The organism is Micromonospora sp. IBHARD003, from assembly GCF_056106285.1.
The window spans coordinates 3,478,401-3,503,298 of sequence record NZ_JBWBBX010000001.1 but is presented as its reverse complement, the minus strand read 5'-3'; the positions used below and the strand labels follow the sequence as shown (position 1 = coordinate 3,503,298).

Below are 24,898 nucleotides of genomic sequence, written 5' to 3'. Positions count from 1 at the left end.
GTTCCGCCAGGGCCGGTCGTCGCGGCGCGGACCGGAGTGTGGCGACAGGCCCTACGCGCCATCCGTCCGGAAGGACGCGCTCAGAGCGCGAAGAAAGCCCCCAGCAACACAGCCGCCCCCGCGGCGGCCGTCCCCCATGCGACCCGCGTCCACCGCAGCCCCCCACCGATCACCAGGGCCGCCAGCAGCAACGCGCCGCCCAACGGCACCCAGGCGTGCAGCGCACCGGGCCAGCCGGCCCGGACGACCTCGGCGGTGCCCGGCTTCACCACCACGTCCAGCTTCCCGCCCTCGGCGACGGCCACGGACCGATCGATCCTCATACCGCCGCGCGCCACCGCCGGCCCCTCGGGGTCGAACGGCCCCGTACACGTCTTCTCACCACAGCGCGCCACCGTCATCGTGCCGTGCTCGCGCCCCTTGGAGAGCACGACGTGCTGCGCCGTGTTCCAGGACGACCAGATCCCGGCGACCAGCAGCAGCACGGCGACCAGCACCATGGCGGCACGTCGGGAATGGTCGAGTATCCGGCCGGAGGAGTTCCGCTTCATGGAGCGCGATCCTTCGGCAAGCGGGCGCGCCGGGTCAACCTCACACCGTCGCTATGCGGGCCTTGTCAGGAGTTGTGCGTACCGCCCTCAGGAGTTGTACGCACTCTGCGCGCGCTCCAGGCCCTCCGTCACCAGACACTCCACCGCGTCCGCCGCCCGGTCCACGAAGTAGCCCAGCTCCTTGCGCTCCGTCGACGAGAAGTCCTTCAGCACGAAATCGGCGACCTGCATCCGGCCCGGCGGACGCCCGATACCGAACCGGACCCGGTGGTAGTCCGGACCCATCACCTTCGTGATCGACTTCAGCCCGTTGTGACCGTTGTCCCCGCCACCCAGCTTCAGCCGCAGCACCCCGTAGTCGATGTCCAGCTCGTCATGGACGGCCACGATGTGCGCCGTCGGCACCTTGTAGAAGTCCCGCAGGGCCGCAACGGGACCACCCGACAGGTTCATGTACGACGCGGGCTTGACGAGGATCACCCGCCGGTTCGCCGGCCCCGGCGCACCGATCCGCCCCTCGACGACCTGCGCCTGCGCCTTCGCCGCCCGCTTGAAGTTCCCGCCCATACGCTCCGCGAGCAGGTCGGCCACCATGAACCCGACATTGTGGCGGTTCGCCGCATAACCCGGCCCGGGATTGCCGAGGCCCACGACGAGCCAGGGGGCGGCCGCGTCCGTCGTCATCTGACGTGTCTCCTTCCTAGCGGCATCTTCATATCCGCACCTTCATCGCACCACCGCCCCCCGCACCGTGCGGTACGGGGGGCGGTGGCCGAAAACAGGGGGGATCAGGCCTCGGTGCCCTCGGCGGCGGCTTCGCCCTCCGCGGCCTCCACGCCCTCGGCGGCCGGCTCCTCGGCCTGCGCGGCCAGAACCTGCAGGACGACGGCGTCCTCGTCCACGGCCAGCGTGGTGCCCTTCGGCAGCTCGACGTCCTTCGCCAGGACGGAGGCACCGGCCTCCAGGCCCTCGACGGAGACCGTGAAGGACTCGGGGATGTGGGTGGCCTCGGCCTCGACCGGCAGCGCGTTCAGGACGTGCTCCAGCAGGTTGCCGCCCGGAGCCAGCTCGCCCTCGGCGTGGACCGGCACCTCGACGGTGACCTTCTCGCCGCGCTTCACCAGCAGCAGGTCGACGTGCTCCAGGTGGCCCTTCAGCGGGTCACGCTGCACGGCCTTCGGGATCGCCAGCTCCTTCTTGCCCTCGATGTCCAGAGCCAGCAGGACGTTCGGGGTACGCAGCGCGAGCAGCAGGTCGTGGCCCGGCAGGGTCACGTGGATCGGGTCGGAACCGTGGCCGTAGAGAACACCCGGCACCAGGTTCTCGCGGCGGACGCGGCGGGCCGCACCCTTGCCGAACTCGGTGCGGATCTGGGCGGCGAGCTTCACCTCGGACATATGCACTCCTCGTAAGCGGTGATCAAAGGAAACAGTCACCCGGCCACGACTGGCCTGCTACGAAGAGCGCGTCGATAACGGACCGCCGTACCCATGAGTACGGCCTCCCTCGCCGAGCAACCTGTGCAGTCTACTCGGCGGGGAGGCCGCCCCGGAAATCGATCTACGTCCTGTCCGTCCGAACAGGACCAGAGCACCGGCTCACCGGCTCGGAGGCCGGCTCAGCTCAGTGCTCCTCGATCACTGCTCCTCGAAGAGGCTCGTCACCGAACCGTCCTCGAACACCTCACGCACCGCGCTCGCGATCGTCGGGGCGATCGACAGCACCGTGATCTTGTCCAGCTCCAGATTGCCCGGGTCCGGCAGCGTGTCCGTGAACACGAACTCGCTCACCTTCGAGTTCTTCAGCCGGTCCGCGGCCGGGCCGGAGAGCACACCGTGCGTCGCCGTCACGATCACGTCCTCGGCACCGTGCGCGAACAGCGCCTCCGCCGCCGCACAGATCGTGCCACCCGTGTCGATCATGTCGTCGACCAGGACACACACCCGGCCCTCGACATTGCCGACCACCTCATGGACGGTCACCTGGTTCGCCACGTCCTTGTCACGGCGCTTGTGCACGATCGCCAGCGGAGCGTCCAGACGGTCGCACCAGCGGTCCGCGACCCGTACCCGGCCCGCGTCCGGCGAGACCACCGTCAGCTTCGAACGGTCGACCTTCGCACCCACGTAGTCCGCCAGCAGCGGCAGCGCGAACAGATGGTCCACCGGACCGTCGAAGAAGCCCTGGATCTGATCGGTGTGCAGATCCACCGTGAGGATCCGGTCCGCACCCGCCGTCTTCATCAGGTCCGCCACCAGCCGGGCGGAGATCGGCTCACGGCCGCGGTGCTTCTTGTCCTGGCGTGCATAACCGTAGAACGGGACGATCACGGTGATGCTCCGGGCCGAAGCCCGCTTCAGCGCATCGAGCATGATCAACTGCTCCATGATCCACTTGTTGATCGGAGCCGTGTGGCTCTGGATCAGGAAGCAGTCCGCACCACGGGCCGACTCCTGGAAGCGGACGTAGATCTCGCCATTGGCGAAATCAAATGCCTTGGTCGGCACCAGGCCCACACCCAACTTGTGCGCAACCTCCTCGGCCAGCTCAGGGTGGGCGCGGCCGGAGAAGAGCATCAGCTTCTTCTCGCCGGTCGTCTTGATCCCGGTCACAGCACAGTCTCCTCAGACGTGTATCCCTGGTGCTGATCCGCCCGTCCCTCGTATGGCGAGCCAGCCGGGGTGTTCATCCGGGGGACATCCCCGGGTCCCCGCATGTGCACGTATCACGGTACGCCGAGATCGGCGCACCCGTTTCCGGTCAGCCTTCGTCGTTGAACTGCCTGACCGCTTCCGTCGCCGCCTGCGCCGCGGCGCTCCCCGGGCGCTTGCGAGCCACCCAACCCTCGATATTCCGCTGCTGGCCACGGGCCACGGCCAGTGAACCGGGCGGTACGTCCTTGGTGATGACCGACCCCGCCGCCGTGTAGGCACCGTCCCCGACTGTGACAGGAGCAACAAACATGTTGTCCGAGCCCGTCTTACAGTGCGAGCCGATCGTCGTGTGGTGCTTGGCCTCACCGTCGTAGTTCACGAAGACGCTCGCCGCGCCGATGTTCGTGTACTCGCCGATCGTCGCGTCCCCGACGTACGACAGATGCGGAACCTTCGTCCCCTCACCGATCGTCGCGTTCTTCATCTCCACATACGTGCCGGCCTTCGCCTTCACGCCCAGCTTCGTACCCGGACGCAGATACGCGAACGGACCCACCGAAGCGCCCTCGCCGACCACCGCGGAATCCGCCACCGCGTTGTCCACCCGCGCACCCTTGCCGACCGTGGTGTCCCGCAGCCGCGTGTTCGGACCCACCTCGGCGTCCTCGGCGATGTGCGTCGCACCCAGCAACTGCGTACCCGGATGGATCACGGCGTCCCGCTCGAACGTGACCGTCACATCGACCACCACGGACGCCGGATCCACGATCGTCACCCCCGCCGTCATCGCCCGCTCCAGCAGCCGCTGGTTCAGCAGCCGACGCGCCTCGGCCAACTGCACACGGTTGTTGATGCCCAGGATCTCCCGGTGGTCAACCGCCACCGACGCACCCACCCGGTGACCCGCCTCGCGCAGGATCCCGAGCACGTCCGTCAGATACTCCTCACCCTGGACGTTGTCCGTGCGCAGCTTGCCCAGCGCATCCGCGAGCAACTGACCGTCAAAGGCGAACACCCCGGAGTTGATCTCCCGGATCTCCCGCTCCGCCTCACTGGCGTCCTTGTGCTCGACGATCGCCGTCACCGCACCCGTCGCCGCGTCACGGACGATCCGGCCGTACCCCGTCGAATCCGGCACCGCGGCCGTCAGCACCGTCACCGCGTTACCGTCCGCGGTATGCGTCGCGGAAAGCGCGGACAGCGTCTCGCCCGAGAGCAGGGGAGTGTCACCGCACACGACCACCACGGTGCCCTCGGGAGCCCGCCCCAGCTCCTGGAGCGCCATGCGCACGGCATGACCGGTGCCGTTCTGCTCCGCCTGGTACGCGGTGCGCGTACCGGCGTAATGCGCGCCGAGGTGCTCCTTGACCTGCTCGCTCGCATGGCCCACCACGACGACGAGCTCCTCGGGCTCGAGCTCGCGGGCAGCGGAGACGACATGACCGACGAGCGAACGCCCGGCGATGTCATGGAGGACCTTGGGGGTCTTCGACTTCATGCGGGTGCCCTCACCCGCTGCAAGGACGACGACGGCTGCCGGGCGGTTGGCGCTCACAGGAATGCCCTTCGGCTTCGGGTGGTGGACTGACCGAAGGATACCGGGGGGCTCAGGAGCCGACATGAGGGCGGGCCCTGACTCGGATGGTCAGGGCCCGCATCGCTTGGGCTCCCCCGCCAGGACTCGAACCCGGACATAAGGCACCAAAAGCCTCAGTGCTGCCAATTACACCACAGGGGAATGAACCGGTTGAACCGGGCATTTGGTTAGGTCGCCGGTCCAGCACCCAACACTATGCCGTACCAAGCCCCTTCGATGCGACGGTAAAGATCCGCGCTCTTGGGGACGTAGATGACGGGGCGGCCCCGATATGCCTCCCGTGCGTTCTTCCCTCCCGTGTGTTCTTCCGTGAGGTCCTGGGGTTGTGGCGCCTGAGGGTCGCATTCTTGAACGTGGGCATGTCGATGCGGCGTATCCGCTTGCGGTGGCTGTCATGGGTCAGGGCTCTGCCGGAAGGGAGGCCTCCGGGTCGAAGATGTGCTCGATTCACCAGTTCGAGCGATCGTCGCAGCTTGCGCCCCTGTTCGATGACATTTCGTGCTGCTTGAGTCACGTTAATTCGGTGGCGCCCTTCCGTAGTCTGGGAGGCATGACCACAACGGGGGCACACCAGGACTCCGCGGGCGCGGACGCCCGTACCTGGATGTGGTGGGGGCGTCGGCGCAGTGTGGTGCTGGATGTGGGGCTCGGGCTCCTGTCCGCGATGGAGTGTGCGCTGGAGGGTGTGCGGTTCGCGCAGATGAGTGTGCTGCCGGTGCCGCTCGGTGTGCTCTTCGGGCTGGTCGCCGGGTCGGTGCTGGTGCTGCGGCGGCGGTGGCCGGCCGCGGTGGTGCTGGTCTCGATCGCGATCACGCCGGCGGAGATGGGCTTCCTGATGGGGATCGTCGGTCTGTACACGCTCGCGGCTTCGGAGGTGCCTCGGCGGATCACCGTCGCGCTGGCCGGGATGTCCCTGTTGGGGACGTTGATCGTGACGTTCGTACGGACCCGGCAGGACGTGGCGTCGGCGGACTTCGATCCGGGTTCCTGGTATGTGCCGGTGGTGTCGCTCGTCATGTCGGTGGGGCTGACCGCGCCGCCGTTGTTGCTGGGGCTGTATGTGGGGGCGCGGCGGCGGCTGATGGAGAGCCTGCGGGAGCGCGCGGACAGTCTGGAGCAGGAACTGTCGCTGCTGGCGGACCGTGCGGAGCAGCAGGCGCAGTGGGCGCGTACGGAGGAGCGGACGCGGATCGCGCGTGAGATGCACGACGTGGTGGCGCACCGGGTGAGTCTGATGGTGGTGCATGCGGCGGCGCTGCAGGCGGTGGCGTTGAAGGATCCGCAGAAGGCGGTCAGGAACGCGGCGCTGGTGGGGGACATGGGCCGGCAGGCGCTGACGGAGCTGCGGGAGATGCTCGGGGTGCTGCGGACGGACGATGCCGGGGTGGTGCGTCAGGGGCCGGAGCGCGTTGCGGCTGCGGCTGCGGGTGCGGCCGGAGCGGCCGGTGTGGACGGGGCGCGGGTGGCCGTGCCGGTGCCGTTGGCTGCGGTGGGTGTGGCTGCTGCGGCGGCTGCTGCCGCCGCGGCGGAGGACGGTCCGTCGCTGGCCGATCTGGAGCCGCTGGTGGAGCAGTCCCGGCAGGCGGGCATGGTCGTGGAGCTGATGGTGCAGGGGGATGTGCGCCCGTATCGCGCGGAGGTCGAGCAGGCGGCGTACCGGGTGGTCCAGGAGGCGCTGACGAACGTCCACAAGCATGCGGCGGGTGCGAAGACGTGGGTGCGGGTGGCCCATCGCGCCGAGGAGATCGCGATGCAGGTGGAGAACGGTCCGTCGGAGCGGGGGGCCTCGGACGCGGGTCTGCCGAGTGGTGGCAACGGTCTGGTGGGGATGCGGGAGCGGGTGTCGGCGCTGGGCGGGGTGTTCGTTTCGGGGCCGACGGACGCGGGGGGTTTCCGGGTGTCGGCGGTGCTGCCGATGGATGTGCCGTCGGCTCGGGGGTGACGGACCTGGGCGGCTCGGCTGCGCGTTCCCGCGGGGGCGTCGTTGCGGGGTTGGCTGCGGGGGTCAGGCTGTGGTGAGCCGGGTCGGCTGGGTGCCGGTGATCAGGGTGCCGAGGGCGTGGTCCAGGGTGTGGCCGAGGTACCAGTCGCCGGTGTGGTCGAGGCTGTAGACACGGCCTTCGGTGTCGATGGCGAGTACGGCCTGTGCGTCGCCTTCTTCGCCGATGGGCGCGAGCTCGGTGTCGAGGGCGCGGCCGAGGTCGCCGAGGGTGCGGGCGAGGTGGAGTCCGGCGAGTGGGTCGAAGTGGACGGCTGTGGGGGCGGTCTGGCGGCCGTGGCCGGGTGGGGCGATGCGCAGGGTGCCGAATTCGGCCCAGGCTTCGATGGCGGCGGGGAAGACGGTGTGGTGGTGGCCGCCGGGGGTGTCGTGGGCGCGCAGGGTGTCCGCCCAGTGCTCGGCCTGTTTGATGTTCCAGCGTCCGGGCTGCCAGCCGGCTTCGCGCAGGGCGGCGTCGACGGGCACGGGGAAGCGGGTGGTGTTGTGCTCGATCACGGTCCGGGTCAGCCGTTCTTGTTCTGGGTCGGGTCGACGGTCCGTACGCCGAAGTGGGCGAGCATCGCGGCGCAGGAGCGGCAGGGCGCCGCGTAGCTGCCGTGGAGGGGGTCGCCTGCCTCGCGTATGCGGCGGGCGGTGAGTTTGGCGTTCTTGAGGGAGCGGCGGGCTTCACCGTGGGTGAGGGGTTTGCGCTGGGCGCGTTTGGAGCGGGCGGTCTCGGCCGCGGTCAGATGGCGGGAGAGCAGGATCGCTTCGGGGCAGCGTCCGGTGAACCGTTCGCGCTGGCCGCTGGTGAGGGTGTCGAGGAAGTCCTGCACGAGGGGGTGGAGTGCGGGTGGCTGGTCGGCCCTTCCCGCGGTGCAGGTGAGGGTCTCGCCCCGGACGGAGAGCGCTGCTGCGACGGTGGGGAGGATTCCGTCGCGCCGGAAGCGCGGGATGGGCGCATGCCCGGTGTCGTCGGAGCTGGACCAGTCGAGTCGTGGATCACCGGCTGTTCCTGATGGTGCCGTGTGCATCGTGCGTGTTGTCCCTCCCGTGCCGCGACGACCGCCGCCGCTGTGCACGTCCCCCGAGTTGAAGGGACAGCCTGCCAAATAGGACGCGTGGTGTGGAAGCGGGGTGACGGAAACGTGTAGCCGTGTCGCCTTCGGTTCGGCTGAGGGTCACCTGGCGGTGACGGGTCGTTACGGAAGCGGGGGGCGGCCGTCCGGGGGCGGCACGGGGGCGGTGGTGCCTGTTGCGGCACCGCATAGGCTGTGGTCTGTCAGCCAGATCCAGCAGGGGGCAACCGCCATGACGACAGGTCGGCAAGGGCTGGGGGCCACTCCCGGTTCCCGGGCCGGGGGAGATGCCATGCCGCCGAACGCGGCCTATGCCGGGCAGGTCGTGTACTTCCCGGACCCGGTCAGGGCTGCCAGGCACCCCATGGGGGTGCGGGTGGGCGAACGCGGTTTTCCGGATTTCTCGCCGTATGCGCGTGCCGCAGCGGAGATCGCCGAGCCTCCGGAGGGCTTCGGTGTCGACGAACTGCGGCTCACCGACTATGTGTCGGCGAACGCGGCGCTGGCCGCCGCCGGTCATGAGTTGTGGGACACCATCGCGCCGGTGGCGACCCCGCACGGGTGGACGTGGCACCACGCGGCGGGGGGACGCAGGCTCGAGCTGGTGCCGGTCGAGGTGAAGGCGCTGCTGAGGCACCACGCGGGTGTGACGACGGCGGCGGTGGACCACGACAAGCGTGGTACGCGTCCGCTGCAGGAGACCAGGCCGGCGCACTTCGGGCTGCCCAAGGGCGCGCTGTCGGTGACCGAGCAGCAACTGCTGGGTGTGGAGGAGGACCTGGGGTATCGCCTGCCGGGTGCCTACCGTTCCTTCCTGAAGGCGGCCGGCGGTTGTGCGCCGGTGGGTGCGGCGCTGGACGCGGAGCTGGGGCTGCTGGTCGACCAGCCGTTCTTCACGGTGCGTGAGGAGGCCGCGGTCAACGATCTGCTGTACGTGAACAAGTGTCTGCGGGACCATCTGACGAAGGACTACCTGGGCGTCGCTTTCGTGCAGGGCGGGCTGCTGGCGGTGAAGGTCCGTGGCAGTGCGACCGGTTCGGTGTGGTTCTGCGCCTATGACGATGCCCGTGACCGGGACGGCTGGTCGGTGAACGAGCGGGTGGAGCGGCTGTTGCTGCCGTGCGGTGAGGACTTCGACGCGTTCTTGTCGCGTCTGGCCGGGAATCCGCCGGAGTTGGAGACGGTGGCGAACCTGATGGTGGACGGCGGCTTCGCCCGCGCGGTCCCGGTTTCGGTGGAGGGGTGACGGCCGGATGGTGACCTTTGCGCAGGCGCAGGAGCGCGCGGAGGAATGGGTCAACGGCGATGTGCCCGCGTACCAGCACCGCGAGGTACGGGTACGGGAGTTCGAGCTGGGTTTCGTGGTCTGGGCGGAGGACCGTGCCGAGGGCCCGACGTCGGACGGCGGCCGGCAGCGGATGGTGATCGCCCGGGACAGCGGTGACGCCACGTTGTGGCCGGGGCTGCCGGTGGGTGAGGTGATCCGGCGTTACGAGGAGGAGTACGGCACTCCTGATGTGGCGCAGGCCCCGGCCCCGGCTGAGCGTATCGATCTGAATCAGACGTCGTTCCTGCTGAGTCCTCCGGAGTGGCTGCAGGACGCGGCCGACAAGCTGGGTATCCCGGACCAGCGTTCGGGGTCCGGTGCACGTGACGGTGCGGCTCCCGGTTCCGGTGCACGTGACGGTGCGGCTCCGGGTTCCGGTGTGGCTTCCGCGCCGTCCGTGGCGGGATCCGGCTCTTCCGGCGGGGCGCAGGCTCCGGCGGGTGCCGCTCCCGGTGACACCGCGGGACGCGGCTCGCATGTGGGCGGTGCGGCATGGCCCGCCGCGGGTGGGGCCGACTACGAGCCCACAGCATCGGACGGGGTGCCGCCCGCGTCGCACGGCGGGGCGACGCCGTGGGCCGGGACCGATACGAACGCCGGCTCCGGCGCTGGTTCCGACGGTTCGGTGCCGCTGCCCGCGACCGTGTTCGCTCCGCCGCTGTCGGGGTCGGACGACGATGACGCCCCGTCTCCTTCGGTGGGCGCGGACGCGCCGACCGCGTTGATGTCGGGAGGCAGCCGGCTGCCCCGGACCGCGGTGGCTCCGGCTCTCGGCGGGCCGGGTCAGGAGGGCCGGCCCGGTGGGCCCGGTCAGCCGGACCGGTCGAACGCGCCGGGACAGCCCGGTGCCGCCGGGTCGCAGCCCCCGGGCACGCCCGGGGCCGCGGGGGCCGGTGACATCGCCGACGCCGCCACCAGCAAGGCCGCGGTTCCGCCGCGGGCGCCGCGGACCGCGCGCGGCGGTGGGGCCGTGACGCCTCCGCCTCCGCCGGCGCCGCCCGGGGTTCCCGGTGCGCGACCGGGTGCGTCCCCGGCGCCTCCGTCCGCTCCGCCGCCCGGGCCGGGAGCTCCTGGGGTCCCCGGCGCACCTGCGGGCGGTTATGTACCGACGCAGATGGTTTCGCAGCTCGGACCGGACGGTCCCGCGGGCCCCTCCGGGGGGACCCCCGCCGACGGTGTGCACCACGCGGCGACGATGCTGGCGAACCCGAACCCGAACCCGAGCCCGAATCCGCTGCACGGTGGTCCGGGGGCCCCTCAGCCTCCGGGGCCTCCCGGTGCGCCCGGTGCTCCTGGTGGTTCCTCCGGGGGCACTCCTCCTGGTGGTGTGCACCACGCGGCGACGATGCTGGCGAACCCGAACCCGAATCCGCTGCACGGTGGTCCGGGGGCCCCTCAGCCTCCGGGGCCTCCCGGTGCGCCCGGTGCTCCTGGTGGTTCCTCCGGGGGCACTCCTCCTGGTGGTGTGCACCACGCGGCGACGATGCTGGCGGGTCCCGGCCAGGTGCCTGCGCCGGGGGCTCCTCAGCCTCCGCAGGCGCCGCCGGCCCACCACGGCGGTCCCGGTTCCGCACCGCAGGCTCCGGCGTACGGCTATCCCCAGCAGCCGCCCGCCGGTGTGCCGACCGTCGGTCCCGGCTACCAGGCGGTGCTGCGCTATCGCGCTCCCGACGGCTCCGAGCAGCAGCTCATCCGCCGCTCCGCACCGGGCACCCCGCATCCGGAGTGGCAGATCTTCCACGAGCTGCGCGGGATGAACGTCCCCCCGGACCAGGTGCTCGAGCTGCACACCGAGCTGGAGTCCTGTGAGCTGCCCGGGGGTTACTGCGCCCGGATGATCCGGGAGACCTGGCCGCAGGCACGGATCACCAGCATCGCCCCGTACGGCAAGGACCATGCGAGCCGTCAGGGCGGGATGCAGCAACTGCTCACGCACCAGGGCGAGTTGCACCAGGTGGCCGACGGTCCCGCGCGCCCGGCGCCGGTGCGTATGCCGCTGACGCCGGCTCAGCCGGCCCCGCCGGTCCCCCCGGAGGGGATCGCCCAGGAGCTGGTCGGGGCGTTCGGGCCGCAGGGCATCTGCCACTTCGACCAGCGGGCGGTGTCCCGTCAGGGTGTGCCGGAGGTCGTGGCCCGCACCCTGGTGTGGGCGGGTCTGCCGGCCGACTTCGGCCCGTTCTTCTGGGCGCAGCCCGCTCAGCCGGTGGTGCCGACGCTGGCCGAGCTGGCTCAGCAGCGTCAGGTGCAGCCGGCTTCGGACGCGGCCTCGTACCTGGTCGTGGGCAGTGACTTCGGCAAGGCGATCTGTGTCCAGTACGGCACGGCGCATATCGTCGCGGTCCCGGTGGAGGCCGGGCCGGGCGGTCAGCCGGTGGCTCCGCAGTTCGTGAACAGCGGTCTGCCGGAGTTCACGCGCTGTCTGGGCCTGCTCGGCCGGATGTGGCGGCTGCGCTTCGGTCTCAATCCGGAGCAGGCGGGCCGCTGGACGGTCGACTTCCAGGCGCAGTTGGCCGCTCTCGACCCGGCGGCTCTGTCGTCGCCGGAGAGCTGGTGGTCGGTGCTGCTGGAGCAGATGTGGGACGGGCTGATCTGACAACGGCCCGGCGCTGAGCCGCTGCTGGCGTACGAAGGGCGTCCGGCCTGCCTCGCGCAGGCCGGACGCCCTTGCCGGTGTTTCCGGACGCCCTTGCCGGTGTTTCCGGTTGTCCGCTCGGCGGTCCGTCACCGCGGTGCCGCCGCGCCCGCCAGGATCGTCGGCTCCACGGCCTCGTAGCGCTCCCGCTCGGCGGTGGCGTCCTCGGCCGACAGGACGGTGCAGAGCCAGCCAGCCAGGAAGCCGAGCGGCACCGAGACGAGGCCCGTGGTCGTGTACGGGAACCAGTTGAAGTCCTCGCCGGGGAAGACCGCCTGGGGGGATCCGGAGACCAGGTTGCTGCCGGTCATGAGGACGATCGAGCCCACCGTGCCCACGATCAGCGTGGCCAGGAGTCCCGTGCGGGTGTAGCGGCGCCAGAAGAGGCTGTAGACGAGGGCCGGTGCGATGGCGGACGCGCCGATGCAGAAGGAGAGCGTGACCAGCGCCTGGAGGTTCCAGTGCTGGGCGAACGCGGCGGCCGCGATGGCGCCGAGCCCGATGAGGGCCGCAGCCAGCCGCGCGATGCCCATCTCGGCCGCATCGCTCAGCCGGGTACGGCGCAGTCCGTGGGTGATGAGGTCGTGGGCCAGGCTGTTGGCGCAGGCCAGGGTGATTCCCGCGACGGAGGCGAGCAGGGTGAGGAAGACCGCGGTGGCCACGGCGGTGAACAGCAGCGATTCGCCGGTGCCGAGGTCCGTCCCGATCAGGGCCTGGGTGACGAGCAGGAACGACGTCTTGCCCTGGGGGTCGGCGATGACCAGGCCCTTGTGTCCCACGATCGCCGCGGCGCCGAAGCCGATCACTGCGATGAGCAGGCAGGTCACGACGACGGTGGACACGGCCCAGGACATCGACCGTCGCACGGCGGTCGCGCTGCGCGCGGTGAACGTGCGCATGGTGATGTGCGGCAGCACCGCCGCGCCGAGTACGACCGTCAACTGTGCGCTGATCATGTCCATTTCGCCGTCGAACTGCAGCCCTGAGGCGAGGTAGGCGTCACCGGCTCCGCTGCCCTTCGCGGCCGCGTCGAGCAGTGCGGGCAGGCTGAAGTCGAAGCGTTCCAGGACGAGTACGGCGACCGCGGTGGCCGCGCCGAGGAGCACGACCGTCTTGACGATCTGGATGAAGGCGGTGCCCTTCATACCGCCGATCGCCGCGTACGCGATCATCAGGATGCCGAGGCACACGATGGACCCGGTCTTGAAGCCGTCCGCGTCGAAGCCGAGGACGAAGGCGAGCAGATCCCCTGCGCCCGCGAGCTGGAAGATCACCAGCGGCAGCAGCGCGGCGAGGGTGACGGCGCTGGCGGTGATCCGAACGGCGGGACCGGGGGAGCGGCGGGTCAGTACGTCGCCCATGGTGAAGCGGCCCGCGTTCCGCAGCGGTTCCGCGAGCAGGAACATCATCAGCACCAGCGAGAGCACGGTGCTCAGGGCCAGGGTCAGTCCGTCGTAGCCGGCGAGGGCGATGACGCCGATGGTGGCGAGCACGGTGGACGCCGAGATGTAGTCGCCCGCGATGGCGAGGCCGCTCTGCATGGGGGAGAGCGAGCGGTAGCCGGTGTAGAACTCGCCCAGGTCGTCCCGGTCCGGCCCGGTCATCACACACAGCAGCAAGGTCACCGTGATGACGGCGATGAACGCGACGAACGACATGGTCTGAGCGTCGGAGGCGAAGCCCGTCATGCGCGTGCACCTCGTGTCTGCTGCCATCCGGGCGTCTGCTGCCATCCGGAGTGCCCGTGCGGATCACGGCTGGGGAATCCGGTCCCGGGTGTCCGGTCGGCCCGGTCCCTGATGGCGGCGGCGAGGGGGTCGACGCGGCGCCGGGCGATCCGCTCGTACGCGGCGATCGCCGCCAGGGTGACGGGGAGCTGGAGGAGTCCGAGCAGCAGCCCCGTGGTGAGGCCGCCGTCGACTTCGCCGCTCATCAGTCCGGGGGCGTATCCGGACAGGAACAGGAAGAGGACGAAGTAGCCGAGGGCGGTGAAGGTGGCGACGCGGCGCAGCCGCCGGTAGCCGGAGCGCAGCCCGTGGAGCTCCTCGGGGCGGGCGGGGGCCGGGTCCGGCGGCGGGGGCGCGTACCAGTCGTGTGGCGGTGGGGAGGGGGCCGGTGGGTCGGGGAAGTACTGGCCGTACGACATCGGGGGTGCTCCTTGCGATGCCCTCGGGGCGGGCGGGTGGTGCGGGGGGTGGCGGTGGAGCGCGTACGTTACTTGCCGGTACCGGCTGGCGTAAGGGGGTTTCAGACTGGTTGGTATGTCAGTTCGGCAACGTTCGGGTCACGTCGTGGAAGGGGCGTGCACAAGCCCGTCACCTGCGACGAAACGGTGTGCGCCCTGCGCACGGGGTGTGGCGGATGCGCCGCGCCGTGTGTCCGTGTGTCCGTGTGAGCCGTGGGCCCGTGGTCCGTGGGGCAGCGCGCGGCCGTCAGTCCTCGTGCTGCTCGGTGATCACCGGGAACGTCCGCGGTGCCAGCAGCACCAGGACGACCAGGGCGAGTGCGGCGGCTCCGGCCGCGCCCAGGTAGACGTAGTCCACCGCGGCGTCCACTGCCTGTCGCAGATGTTCCGCCGGGCCCGGGCCGCCGTGGGCCAGCGAGCGGGCGACCGAGTCCAGATCTCCCGAGCCGCCGAGACGGGACGCCAGCACGGCGTTGGCGAGCGCCCCGAACAGCGCGGCCCCGACGCTCTGTCCGACCTGGCGGCAGAACAGCACGGAGGCGGTCGTCGTGCCGCGTTCCGCCCAGGGCACGGTCGACTGCACCCCCACGATCAGCGGCAGCTGGAAGATGCCGAGCGCCGCGCCGAGCAGCAGCATCACCAGCGCGGGCTGCCACGCCTGGCCCGGATAAGGGAGCAGCAGCGGGAACGCCAGCATGATCAGCATGGCCGCGCCGATGCCGACGATCGCGCTGTCGCGGAAGCCGATGCGGGTGTAGACGCGGTTGGCGTACGCCGCGCTGACCGGCCAGCTCAGCGTCATCACGGACAGCACGAACCCGGCCGCGATCGGGCCGAGCCCGAGTACCGACTGGGCGTAGGTCGGCAGGAAGACGGTGGGGGCGACCATCAGCAGCCCGAGTGCGCCCAGGGCCAGGTTCACGGCGGCGATGGTGCGCCGGCGCCAGACCCAGCCGGGTATGACGGGCTCGGCCGCCCGGCGTTCGATCAGCACGGTGGCGACCACCCCTGCCGCGCTGCCCGCGAACAGCCCCAGTGAGGGCGCGGAGAGCCAGGGCCAGGCGACGCCGCCCTGGACGAGCGCGGTCAGCAGCAGACTGCCGGTGAGGAAGACGGCGAGCGCGCCGGGCCAGTCGATGCGGGGGCGTCTCCCCCGTTCCCGTGGGGTCCTGGCCGGTTCGGTCAGATGGCGGCCGACCAGCCACAGCGCGACGGCCCCGACCGGCAGGTTGATCAGGAAGATCCAGCGCCAGTCGGCGTACGAGGCGAGCAGCCCGCCGACCGCCGGGCCCGCGACCGCCGACACCGCCCAGACCGTGGACAGCTTCGCCTGGATCCTCGGGCGTTCCTTCAGCGGATACAGATCGGCCGCGATCGTCTGGACCGTGCCCTGGAGCGCGCCGCCGCCGAGGCCCTGGACGACGCGGAAGGCGATGAGCGAGGCCATGCTCCAGGCGCTGCCGCACAGCAGTGAGCCGGCCAGGAAGAGGGCGATGCCCGTGATCAGTACGGGCTTGCGCCCGAAGGTGTCGGAGAGCTTTCCGTACACGGGGAGGGTGACGGTCGCCGCGAGCAGATAGCCGGAGAACAGCCAGGAGAACACGGAGAAGCCGCCGAGTTCGCCGACGATCTGCGGGACGGCGGTGGAGACGACGGTGCCGTCGAGGGCCGCCAGCGCCATGCCGAGCATCAGTGCGGCGGCGACGCGGCCGCGGTGCGCGGGAGTGGGAGGTGCGGGGGCGCGCTCCCCGGGCGCCGTGCCGGTGCCGCCGTCGCTCACACCGCCCGTTCCGCCGCTGCCCGTGCCGGCACTTCCCCCGCCCATCGAAGTCCCTTCCCTATGCACGTATCTTCGCCGCCCACCTTCTCACTTGCACCTCCTGCGGCGGGAGGGTGCGGGGCCTGCGGGTAGGCGTCCCCTGGGAACCTCTCAACCCCTAGGGGGTGCTCCTGACATGGGGCCAGGGATGGTTCGTCCCGCCGGAGGAGGAGAGGAACGAGGGCCGTTCCTTACCGTGGTCTTACGTCGGGCCGGGTGGCCCCGACGGGTTCGAGCGGTCTGCCGGGGGGTGGGGGAACCGTCCGGCCGGGGTGGGGAAAACCCCCGGCCGGAATGGGTGCCGGGCACCAGCGCGCCGCAGCACCGCCGCACACGACACTTTCCAGCGGGCAGCGCCCACTGCTTCATGCAACCGGTTCATGCAACCGGCCGCTTACGCAACCGGCTGCTTCATTCAACCGGCCGCTTCATTCAACTGATAGAGGAGACAAACAGTGACAACGGCTGTGACCGTCCCCGCGCACGGGGGCACTGGAGGACGGACGGCCGTCGCCGCACGGGCGCGGCAGGTCGTCAAGGCATACGGCTCCGGTGAGACCCGGGTCGTCGCGCTCGACCACGTCGACGTGGACATCATGCGCGGCAAGTTCACCGCCATCATGGGTCCCTCCGGCTCCGGCAAGTCCACGCTGATGCACTGTCTGGCCGGGCTGGACACGGTGACCTCGGGCGAGATCCACATCGACGACACCGAGATCACCCGGCTCAAGGACAAGAAGCTCACCCGGCTGCGCCGCGACCGGATCGGCTTTATCTTCCAGGCGTTCAATCTGCTGCCGACGCTCAACGCGATCGAGAACATCACGCTGCCCATGGACATCGCGGGCCGCAAGCCGGATGCCGCGTGGCTGAACCGGGTGGTGGAGACGGTGGGACTCGCCGACCGGCTGGGGCACCGGCCCACCCAGCTCTCCGGCGGCCAGCAGCAGCGGGTCGCCGTGGCCCGGGCCCTGGCGGCCCGTCCCGAGATCATCTTCGGTGACGAGCCGACCGGGAACCTGGACTCGCGCGCCGGTGCGGAGGTATTGGGCTTCCTGCGCAGGTCCGTCGACGAGCTCGGACAGACCATCGTCATGGTCACCCACGATCCGGTCGCGGCCTCCTACGCCGACCGTGTGCTGTACCTGGCCGACGGCCGCATCGTCGACGAGATGTTCAGCCCCACGGCCGACCAGGTGCTCGACCGCATGAAGGACTTCGACGCCCGGGGACGGACGTCGTGACCGTACTGAAGACCTCGCTGCGCAACTTCTTCGCGCACAAGGGACGCATGGCGCTCTCCGCCGTCGCCGTCCTGCTGTCGGTGGCGTTCGTGTCCGGCACGCTCGTCTTCTCCGACACCATGACCACCACCTTCGACAAGCTGTTCGCGGCTACCGCGGCAGATGTCACCGTCAGCCCCAGGACCGCTGCCGGTGACGACGAGAGCCCGCCGACCGGCAAGCCCGAGACGCTGCCCGCGGCCCTTCTTCCGCAGGTGGAGAAGGCCGACGGGGTGCGGTCCGCCGAAGGCCGGGTCATCTCCACGAGCGTGACCGTCGTCGACGCGGACAACAAGAACATGGGCTCCACCACCGGTGCCCCCACCATCGCCGGCAACTGGACGCAGGGCGAGCTGCGTTCCATGGAGATCACCTCGGGCCATGCGCCGCGCGGCCCCACCGAGGTGATGGTCGACGCCGACACCGCCGAGAAGCACGGGCTGCGGCTCGGTGACGAACTGCGCACCATCGCCGTCACCGGTGACCTCACCGCCAGGATCTCCGGCATCGCCTCGTTCCAGGTCACCAATCCCGGGGCGGCCGTCGTCTACTTCGACACGGCCACGGCCCAGCGCCAACTGCTGGGCAAGAACGACGCGTTCACCCACATCGAGGTCACCGCGAAGCCCGGCGTCGGCGACGCGCGGCTGAAGAAGAACGTGGCCGCGGCGGTCGACGCCGCCCCGTACACGCTCCGGACCCGGCAGGAGGCGGCGGACGCGGGCCGTGAGGACGTCGGAGGCTTCCTCGACGTCATGAAGTACGCGATGCTCGGCTTCGCCGGGATCGCCGTGCTCGTCGGCATCTTCCTCATCGTCAACACCTTCTCGATGCTGGTCGCCCAGCGCACCCGCGAGATCGGTCTGATGCGGGCCATCGGATCGAGCCGCAAGCAGGTCAACCGCTCGGTCCTCGTCGAGGCGCTGCTGCTCGGCGTGTTCGGATCGGCCGCCGGAGTCGGCGCCGGTATCGGTCTCGCCGTCGGGCTCATGAAGCTCATGTCGTCCATGGGCATGGAGCTGTCCACACAGGACCTCACCGTCAAGTGGACCACCCCCGTGATCGGCGTCGTGCTCGGAATCGTCGTCACCGTCCTCGCCGCCTACATCCCGGCCCGCCGGGCGGGCAAGGTCTCCCCGATGGCCGCGCTGCGGGACGCGGGTACGCCGGCCGACGGCAGGGCCGGGCTGGTACGCGGGATCGCCGGACTGGCCCTCACCGGCTCCGGCGGTCTCCTGCTGTGGCTCGCGACGCGGGCGGCCAAGGCGAGTGAGGGATCACTGTGGCTCGGCCTCGGCGTGGTGCTCAGCCTCATCGGCTTCATCGTCGTCGGCCCGCTGCTCGCGGGCGGAGTGGTCCGGGTCATCAGCGCGCTGGTGCTGCGGGTCTTCGGCCCGGTCGGGCGGATGGCCGAGCGCAACGCCCTGCGCAACCCGCGCCGCACCGGTGCGACCGGAGCCGCCCTGATGATCGGGCTCGCACTCGTCGCCTGCCTGTCCGTCGTCGGCTCGTCCATGGTGGCCTCGGCGACCGACGAACTGGACCGGTCCGTCGGCGCGGACTTCATCATCCAGTCGAACAACTTCCAGCCGATCATGCCGAAGGCGCAGCAGGCCCTGAAGAAGACGCAGGGCATCGAGCACTTCACCGAGTACAAGCTCGTGAAGGCCGAACTGACCTCCCCGGCAGGGAAGAAGGAGAAGAAGGTCCTCGCGGCCGCCGACCCGACCTACGCCGAGGACCTTCGGCGCGAGACGGTCGCGGGCGACCTGGCGGCGGCGTACGGCAAGGACGCCATGTCCGTCGGCGACACCTACGCCAAGGACCACGGAATCAAGGTCGGCGACACCATGGCGGTGCGCTTCGACGGCGGCAGGACGGCGCGGCTGAAGGTCGCGGCGATCACATCGGACGACACCAGCGTCGACAAGGGCGCGATGTACGTGAACATCACGACCGTCACGCGCTATCTGCCCGCCGACAGGGTGCCGCAGAACTTCCTGATGTTCGCCACCGCGCAGGACGGCAAGGAGAAGGAGGCCTACGCCGCCCTGAAGAAGTCGGTCGCCGCGTACCCGACGTACCAGGTGAAGGACCAGACCGACTACAAGCAGGACTTGAAGGACCAGGTCGGCCAGCTGCTGAACATCGTCTACGGTCTCCTCGCCCTCGCGATCATCGTGGCGGTCCTCGGTGTGGTGAACACCCTGGCGCTGTCGGTGGTCGAGCGGACCCGTGAGATCGGCCTGATGCGGGCGATCGGCCTCTCCCGCCGTCAGCTGCGCCGCATGATCCGGCTGGAGTCGGTGGTCATCGCCCTCTTCGGTGCCCTGCTCGGTCTCGGCCTCGGCATGGGCTGGGGGACGGCGGCTCAGAAGCTGCTGGTCCTGGAGGGCATGAAGGTGCTGGAGATCCCGTGGGCGACCATCGGGACGGTCTTCGTGGGATCGGCGTTCGTGGGACTGTTCGCGGCGCTGGTACCGGCGTTCCGGGCGGGCCGGATGAACGTCCTGAACGCCATCGCCACCGAGTAGTCCCTACGGGCCCGTAGTCCGTACGGGCCCGGTTCCCGCGATGCGGGCTCCGGCCCGGTGGGCGTCCAGGGCGCGCACCGGGCCGGAGCAGTTCCGGGTGGTACCGGGCTGCTCCGGACCCTGACCGGTCCCGGGCGGAGCGCCGAGGGCACGGAGGCGCCGGTCAGCGGGTGCCCGGTGGGGAGGCGCCCGGCGTGGCGGACGGCATGGGGTCGTTCGGTGACGGGGCGGAGGACAGCTCGGACCCCGGACGCGGATCCGAGGGGAACCCGGGCGGCGTCGGGAAGCCGGGCGGCCACTCGGTGGAGGACTCGGTGGGGGACTCGGAGGTGTCAGGCGACCCGGTCGGACCACCCGTGGCCGGCGGACTGCCGGTGCCGGAGCCGGTGGAGAGGGGCGCGGCGGGCCCGGTGGCTCCACCCGGGGTCAGCTGCAGCGCGGCGGCCATGGTTCCGCCGGCGAGGAGACACACCGCACACGCCGCCGCCACCGCGATATTGCGGCTCCTGCGGCGCGCGCCCAGGGCCGACACCTGGGCGGCCGGGACGGGCACGATCTGCTGCCCGCCCGCCGAGGCGGCCCGCTTGAGGGCGTCCGCGAGCGCATCGTCGTCGCGCCCGCGGCTTGCGTACTGGTCAGACACCGAACTCCTCCGGGGTGAGCGCACCGGCCGGTCGAAGGGGGCCGCTCTGGTCGATCGAGTCGTCGAGGTGGGACGCGAGTGCTGCCCTCGCGCGGGACAGATGCGCCTTCACGGTGCCGGCGGCTATCCCGGTCTCGGACGCCACCTGTTCCACGGAGAGGTCGCCCACGTAGTAGAGGACGGCCACCCGCCGCTGGCGCTCGGACAGCCGCCGCAGCGCCGTCACCAGCGCGACCGTGCCGGGCCCCGGCTCCGACGAGGCCGGAGGGCGGACCTGCTCGTGCCGGAACCAGGCCTCCGCCGAACGCCGGCTCCGCCGCCACCGGCTGATCGCGAGTCGCCACGCGACCGTTCGGATCCATGCCTCCGGCCCGGCGTCGCGCCGCAGATTCGACCGCCGCCCCCAGGCACGCACGAACGCCTCCTGGACGACGTCCTGCGCCTCATGGAGGTCCCCCGTCATCAGGTACACCTGCCCGACCAGCTGTTTCACGGAGTGCGCATAAAACTCTTCGAACTCCTCGTCGGTCACGTGCGGCTCCGTAGTGGCTATGGCGGGGTGAGATCTCATGGGGAATACGCTCGGGGCGGGCATCCGGTTTACCCGCGCGGTGAAAATCCGGGCGGTTTACCCTGGAGATCCCCGGCGCTCCCCTGGTCCTCGACAGGGGAAACCAGACGTGTCGGGCCTTTCGTGTTGCCCACCACCAGCTCATTGTTCACCTGCTCACCCTTCTTGTTCACCTGCTCACCCTTCTCGGACCCGGACGGAACCCCTTCATGAGCTTGCACGGTCTCCTCGACGCCGTGGTACGTGACCCGGCGCTCGCCGAAGCGGTGAAGGCCGCCACGGACGGTCACCGCAGGCATATCGACCTCGTCGGCCCCCCGGCGGCGAGGCCCTTCGCGGTGGCGGCCCTGGCACGGGACGCGGGTAAGCCGGTGCTGGCCGTGACCGCGACCGGGCGCGAGGCCGAGGACCTGGCCGCGGCGCTGCGCTCGCTCCTCGACCCGGACACCGTCGTGGAGTATCCGTCCTGGGAGACCCTGCCGCACGAGCGGCTCTCGCCCCGCTCGGACACCGTGGGCCGGCGGCTCGCGGTGCTGCGCCGGCTCGCCCACCCGTCGCCGGACGATCCGGCCGCGGGCCCGGTCAGTGTCGTGGTCGCGCCGGTGCGGTCCGTGCTCCAGCCGCAGGTCAAGGGGCTGGGGGATCTGGAGCCGGTGGCGCTGCGCTCCGGGCAGACCGCCGATCTGAACGAGGTCGTGGACGGGCTCGCCGCCGCCGCGTACTCGCGGGTGGAGCTGGTCGAGAAGCGCGGTGAGTTCGCGGTGCGCGGCGGCATCCTCGATGTGTTCCCGCCCACTGAGGAACACCCGCTGCGGGTCGAGTTCTGGGGCGACGACGTCGAGGAGATCCGTTACTTCAAGGTCGCCGACCAGCGCTCCCTGGAGGTCGCCGAGTACGGGCTGTGGGCGCCGCCGTGCCGTGAGCTGCTGCTGACGGACGAGGTGCGGGAGCGGGCCGCGGCGCTCGCGGAGGCCCATCCGGAGCTCGGCGAGCTCCTCGGCAAGATCGCCGAGGGCATCGCGGTCGAGGGCATGGAGTCACTGGCCCCGGTCCTGGTGGACGACATGGAGCTGCTGCTCGACGTCTTCCCGGCGGGCGCGATGGCCGTGGTGTGCGACCCGGAGCGGGTCCGTACCAGAGCCGCGGACCTGGTGGCGACCTCGCAGGAGTTCCTGCAGGCGTCGTGGGCGGCGTCGGCGGGCGGGGGCAAGGCCCCGATCGACGTCGGCGCGGCCTCGCTGCGGGGCATCGCGGACGTCCGCGACCGGGCGCGCGAGCTCGGGATGATGTGGTGGTCGGTGTCGCCGTTCGCCGCGGACGAGGAGCTGGACCTCGACACTGCCGACACCCTGAAGCTCGGCATGCACGCGCCGGAGACGTACCGCGGTGACACCGCCCGAGCGCTCGCCGACACCAAGGGCTGGCTCGCGGACGGCTGGCGCACGGTGTTCGTGACGGAGGCGCACGGCCCGGCGAGCCGCACTGTGGAGGTGCTCGGCGGTGAGGGCATCGCGGCCCGGCTCGACGCCGACCTCGGGGAGATCTCGGCCTCGGTCGTCCATGTGGCGTGCGGATCCATCGACTACGGCTTCGTCGACCCGGGCCTCAAGGTGGCCGTACTGACGGAGACCGATCTGTCGGGCCAGAAGGCCGCCGGCAAGGACGGCGCCCGGATGCCGACCCGCCGCCGCAAGCAGATCGACCCGCTCACCCTCGAGGTGGGCGACTACATCGTGCACGAGCAGCACGGGGTGGGCCGCTATCTGGAGATGGTGCAGCGCACCGTCCAGGGCGCGACCCGTGAGTATCTGCTCGTCGAGTACGCGCCCGCCAAGCGCGGTCAGCCCGGGGACCGTCTCTACATCCCGACCGACCAGCTGGAGCAGGTCACCAAGTACGTGGGGGGCGAGGCACCGACGCTGCACCGGCTCGGCGGCGCGGACTGGACGAAGACCAAGGCGCGCGCCAAGAAGGCGGTCAAGGAGATCGCCGCCGACCTCATCAGGCTCTACAGCGCCCGGATGGCGGCGCCCGGCCATGCCTTCGGAGCGGACTCGCCCTGGCAGCGGGAGCTGGAGGACGCCTTCCCGTACGCGGAGACGCCCGACCAGCTGTCCACCATCGCCGAGGTGAAGGAGGACATGGAGAAGTCGGTGCCCATGGACCGGCTGGTCTGCGGTGACGTCGGCTACGGGAAAACGGAGATTGCCGTGAGAGCGGCCTTCAAGGCCGTCCAGGACGGCAAGCAGGTCGCGGTGCTCGTGCCGACGACGCTGCTGGTGCAGCAGCACTTCGGGACCTTCTCCGAGCGCTATTCGCAATTCCCGGTCGTCACAAGGGCGTTGTCCCGCTTCCAGTCGGAAACGGAGGCGAAGGGGACCCTGGAGGGCCTGCGGGACGGCTCGGTCGACATCGTCATCGGCACCCACCGGCTCTTCTCGTCCGAGACCAAGTTCAAGGACCTGGGCCTGGTCGTCGTGGACGAGGAGCAGCGCTTCGGCGTCGAGCACAAGGAGCAGCTGAAGAAGCTCCGCGCCAACGTCGACGTGCTGACGATGTCCGCGACGCCCATCCCGCGGACCCTGGAGATGGCGGTCACCGGCATCCGCGAGATGTCGACCATCACCACTCCGCCGGAGGAGCGCCACCCGGTTCTGACCTTCGTCGGCCCGTACGAGGAGAAGCAGATCGGCGCGGCGATCCGGCGTGAACTGCTGCGCGAGGGCCAGGTCTTCTACATCCACAACCGGGTCGAGTCGATCGACCGGGCTGCCGCGCGGCTGCGCGAGATCGTGCCGGAGGCCCGGATCGCCACCGCGCACGGGCAGATGAGCGAGAGCACCCTGGAGCAGGTCGTCGTCGACTTCTGGGAGAAGAAGTACGACGTGCTGGTGTCGACGACGATCGTCGAGTCCGGCATCGACATCTCCAACGCCAACACGCTGATCGTGGAGCGCGGCGACAACTTCGGCCTCTCGCAGCTGCACCAGCTGCGCGGCCGGGTGGGGCGTGGCCGTGAGCGTGGCTACGCCTACTTCCTCTATCCGCCGGAAAAGCCGCTCACCGAGACCGCGCACGAGCGGCTCGCGACCATCGCCCAGCACACCGAGATGGGCGCGGGCATGTATGTGGCGATGAAGGACCTGGAGATCCGCGGCGCGGGCAATCTGCTCGGAGGCGAGCAGTCCGGCCATATCGCGGGCGTCGGCTTCGATCTGTATGTGCGCATGGTGGGCGAGGCGGTGGCGGACTACCGCAAGTCGCTGGAGTCCGGCGAGATCGAGGAGGAGCCACCGCTCGAGGTCAAGATCGAGCTGCCGGTCGACGCGCACGTCCCGCACGACTACGCGCCGGGCGAGCGGCTGCGGCTCCAGGCGTACCGGGCGATCGCGTCCGCCACCTCCGAGGACGACATCAAGGCGGTGCGCGAGGAGCTGACCGACCGCTACGGCAAGCTTCCGGAGCCGGTGGAGAATCTGCTGCTGGTCGCGGGGCTGCGGATGCTGGCGCGGGCCTGCGGGGTCGGTGAGATGGTGCTCCAGGGGCCGAACGTCCGCTTCGCGCCGGTGGAGTTGCGTGAGTCGCAGGAGCTGCGGCTGAAGCGGCTGTATCCGAGGTCGATCGTCAAGCCGGCCGTCCACCAGATCCTGGTGCCGCGGCCGACGACGGGCAAGATCGGCGGGAAGCCGGTGGTGGGACGGGAACTGCTCGCGTGGACGGGCGAGTTCCTGACGACGATTCTCGGGTCCTGACGACGATCCTCGGGTCCTGCCGTCGGTTCTCGCGTTCTGAGGACGTTCCCCGGGTTCTGGTACGACGACTCGGCAGGGGGCCGGGCAGCCCGCTCACCGCGGCGGTCCGGCCCTTGCTGTGTCCGGTACGTGTCCGATCAGCCGGTGCCGGGCTGTATGCCCGAGGGACGGCGTGATCACCGGCGTGACCGGTGCCCCCGGCGGTTGTCTCTATGCTTCGCCGGTGTGGGAGGCAGTTGCCGTTGTGTGGAGGGGGCGTGGGCCGTGTCGTGTGAGAGCCGGTCGAGGCGCGG

Annotated in this window: 18 protein-coding genes and 1 tRNA gene; 6 read left to right on the top strand and 13 right to left on the bottom strand. The window is 70.6% G+C overall.

Features of this window, described 5'->3' with window-relative positions:
• Positions 1-80: 80 nt before the first annotated feature.
• From ACTWOL_RS15515 to ACTWOL_RS15490, 6 genes are all read right to left on the bottom strand, one after another.
• Complete coding sequence (locus ACTWOL_RS15515; protein ID WP_474297290.1) at positions 81-551, bottom strand: hypothetical protein; 471 nt, start codon at positions 549-551, stop codon at positions 81-83.
• Between the two features lie 87 nt (positions 552-638).
• Positions 639-1,235: an aminoacyl-tRNA hydrolase gene (gene pth / locus ACTWOL_RS15510; protein ID WP_474297289.1), complete on the bottom strand. Its 597-nt coding sequence runs from the start codon at positions 1,233-1,235 to the stop codon at positions 639-641.
• Positions 1,236-1,339: 104 nt separating this feature from the next.
• Entirely contained in the window at positions 1,340-1,948 is a 609-nt protein-coding gene (locus tag ACTWOL_RS15505) for a 50S ribosomal protein L25/general stress protein Ctc (RefSeq protein ID WP_474297288.1), read from the bottom strand.
• Between the two features lie 240 nt (positions 1,949-2,188).
• Complete coding sequence (locus tag ACTWOL_RS15500; protein WP_474297287.1) at positions 2,189-3,163, bottom strand: ribose-phosphate diphosphokinase; 975 nt, start codon at positions 3,161-3,163, stop codon at positions 2,189-2,191.
• Positions 3,164-3,311: 148 nt separating this feature from the next.
• Positions 3,312-4,760: a bifunctional UDP-N-acetylglucosamine diphosphorylase/glucosamine-1-phosphate N-acetyltransferase GlmU gene (gene glmU / locus ACTWOL_RS15495; protein WP_474297286.1), complete on the bottom strand. Its 1,449-nt coding sequence runs from the start codon at positions 4,758-4,760 to the stop codon at positions 3,312-3,314.
• 111 nt (positions 4,761-4,871) lie between these two features.
• A tRNA-Gln gene (locus tag ACTWOL_RS15490) sits at positions 4,872-4,943 on the bottom strand.
• A 409-nt stretch (positions 4,944-5,352) separates the two neighbouring features.
• Here ACTWOL_RS15490 and ACTWOL_RS15485 point away from each other — a divergent pair.
• A complete protein-coding gene (locus ACTWOL_RS15485; RefSeq protein ID WP_474297285.1) occupies positions 5,353-6,744 on the top strand; it encodes a sensor histidine kinase in 1,392 nt (463 codons plus the stop codon).
• 63 nt (positions 6,745-6,807) lie between these two features.
• Here ACTWOL_RS15485 and ACTWOL_RS15480 read toward each other — a convergent pair whose 3' ends face one another.
• Together ACTWOL_RS15480 and ACTWOL_RS15475 are read right to left on the bottom strand one after the other, a co-directional pair.
• On the bottom strand, positions 6,808-7,296 hold the full coding sequence (locus ACTWOL_RS15480) for an SUKH-3 domain-containing protein (protein ID WP_474297283.1): 489 nt from the start codon (positions 7,294-7,296) through the stop codon (positions 6,808-6,810).
• An 8-nt stretch (positions 7,297-7,304) separates the two neighbouring features.
• Entirely contained in the window at positions 7,305-7,814 is a 510-nt protein-coding gene (locus ACTWOL_RS15475) for a YwqJ-related putative deaminase (protein ID WP_474297282.1), read from the bottom strand.
• 337 nt (positions 7,815-8,151) lie between these two features.
• On the opposite strand from ACTWOL_RS15475, the gene ACTWOL_RS15470 reads away from it, so the two are divergent.
• Together ACTWOL_RS15470 and ACTWOL_RS15465 are read left to right on the top strand one after the other, a co-directional pair.
• Positions 8,152-9,105, top strand: coding sequence for an SMI1/KNR4 family protein (locus tag ACTWOL_RS15470; protein ID WP_474297281.1), 954 nt, complete (start codon positions 8,152-8,154; stop codon positions 9,103-9,105).
• Positions 9,106-9,112: 7 nt separating this feature from the next.
• Complete coding sequence (locus ACTWOL_RS15465) at positions 9,113-11,779, top strand: SUKH-4 family immunity protein (RefSeq protein ID WP_474297280.1); 2,667 nt, start codon at positions 9,113-9,115, stop codon at positions 11,777-11,779.
• 128 nt (positions 11,780-11,907) lie between these two features.
• Here the strand turns inward: ACTWOL_RS15465 and ACTWOL_RS15460 are convergent, their stop codons facing one another.
• From ACTWOL_RS15460 to ACTWOL_RS15450, 3 genes are all read right to left on the bottom strand, one after another.
• Complete coding sequence (locus ACTWOL_RS15460) at positions 11,908-13,506, bottom strand: sodium/solute symporter (protein ID WP_474297279.1); 1,599 nt, start codon at positions 13,504-13,506, stop codon at positions 11,908-11,910.
• The gene (locus ACTWOL_RS15455; protein WP_474297278.1) at positions 13,503-13,964 is read right to left on the bottom strand and encodes a DUF485 domain-containing protein; all 462 of its coding nucleotides are present in this window, start codon (positions 13,962-13,964) and stop codon (positions 13,503-13,505) included. The genes ACTWOL_RS15460 and ACTWOL_RS15455 overlap by 4 nt, the downstream gene beginning before the upstream one ends.
• A gap of 286 nt (positions 13,965-14,250) precedes the next feature.
• Positions 14,251-15,828, bottom strand: a complete 1,578-nt coding sequence (locus tag ACTWOL_RS15450; protein WP_474297277.1) for an MFS transporter — start codon at positions 15,826-15,828, stop codon at positions 14,251-14,253.
• 449 nt (positions 15,829-16,277) lie between these two features.
• Between ACTWOL_RS15450 and ACTWOL_RS15445 the strand changes: the two genes are divergently transcribed.
• Positions 16,278-17,066, top strand: coding sequence for an ABC transporter ATP-binding protein (locus ACTWOL_RS15445; protein ID WP_474297276.1), 789 nt, complete (start codon positions 16,278-16,280; stop codon positions 17,064-17,066).
• Positions 17,063-19,639: an ABC transporter permease gene (locus tag ACTWOL_RS15440; RefSeq protein ID WP_474297275.1), complete on the top strand. Its 2,577-nt coding sequence runs from the start codon at positions 17,063-17,065 to the stop codon at positions 19,637-19,639. The genes ACTWOL_RS15445 and ACTWOL_RS15440 overlap by 4 nt, the downstream gene beginning before the upstream one ends.
• Before the next feature lie 163 nt (positions 19,640-19,802).
• Here ACTWOL_RS15440 and ACTWOL_RS15435 read toward each other — a convergent pair whose 3' ends face one another.
• Both ACTWOL_RS15435 and ACTWOL_RS15430 read right to left on the bottom strand, forming a co-directional pair.
• Positions 19,803-20,282, bottom strand: a complete 480-nt coding sequence (locus tag ACTWOL_RS15435) for a hypothetical protein (protein WP_474297274.1) — start codon at positions 20,280-20,282, stop codon at positions 19,803-19,805.
• Positions 20,275-20,814, bottom strand: a complete 540-nt coding sequence (locus ACTWOL_RS15430) for a SigE family RNA polymerase sigma factor (RefSeq protein WP_474297273.1) — start codon at positions 20,812-20,814, stop codon at positions 20,275-20,277. Before ACTWOL_RS15430 ends, ACTWOL_RS15435 begins: the two co-directional genes overlap by 8 nt.
• Before the next feature lie 248 nt (positions 20,815-21,062).
• Between ACTWOL_RS15430 and mfd the strand changes: the two genes are divergently transcribed.
• Complete coding sequence (gene mfd, locus ACTWOL_RS15425; protein ID WP_474297272.1) at positions 21,063-24,605, top strand: transcription-repair coupling factor; 3,543 nt, start codon at positions 21,063-21,065, stop codon at positions 24,603-24,605.
• Positions 24,606-24,898: the final 293 nt, after the last annotated feature.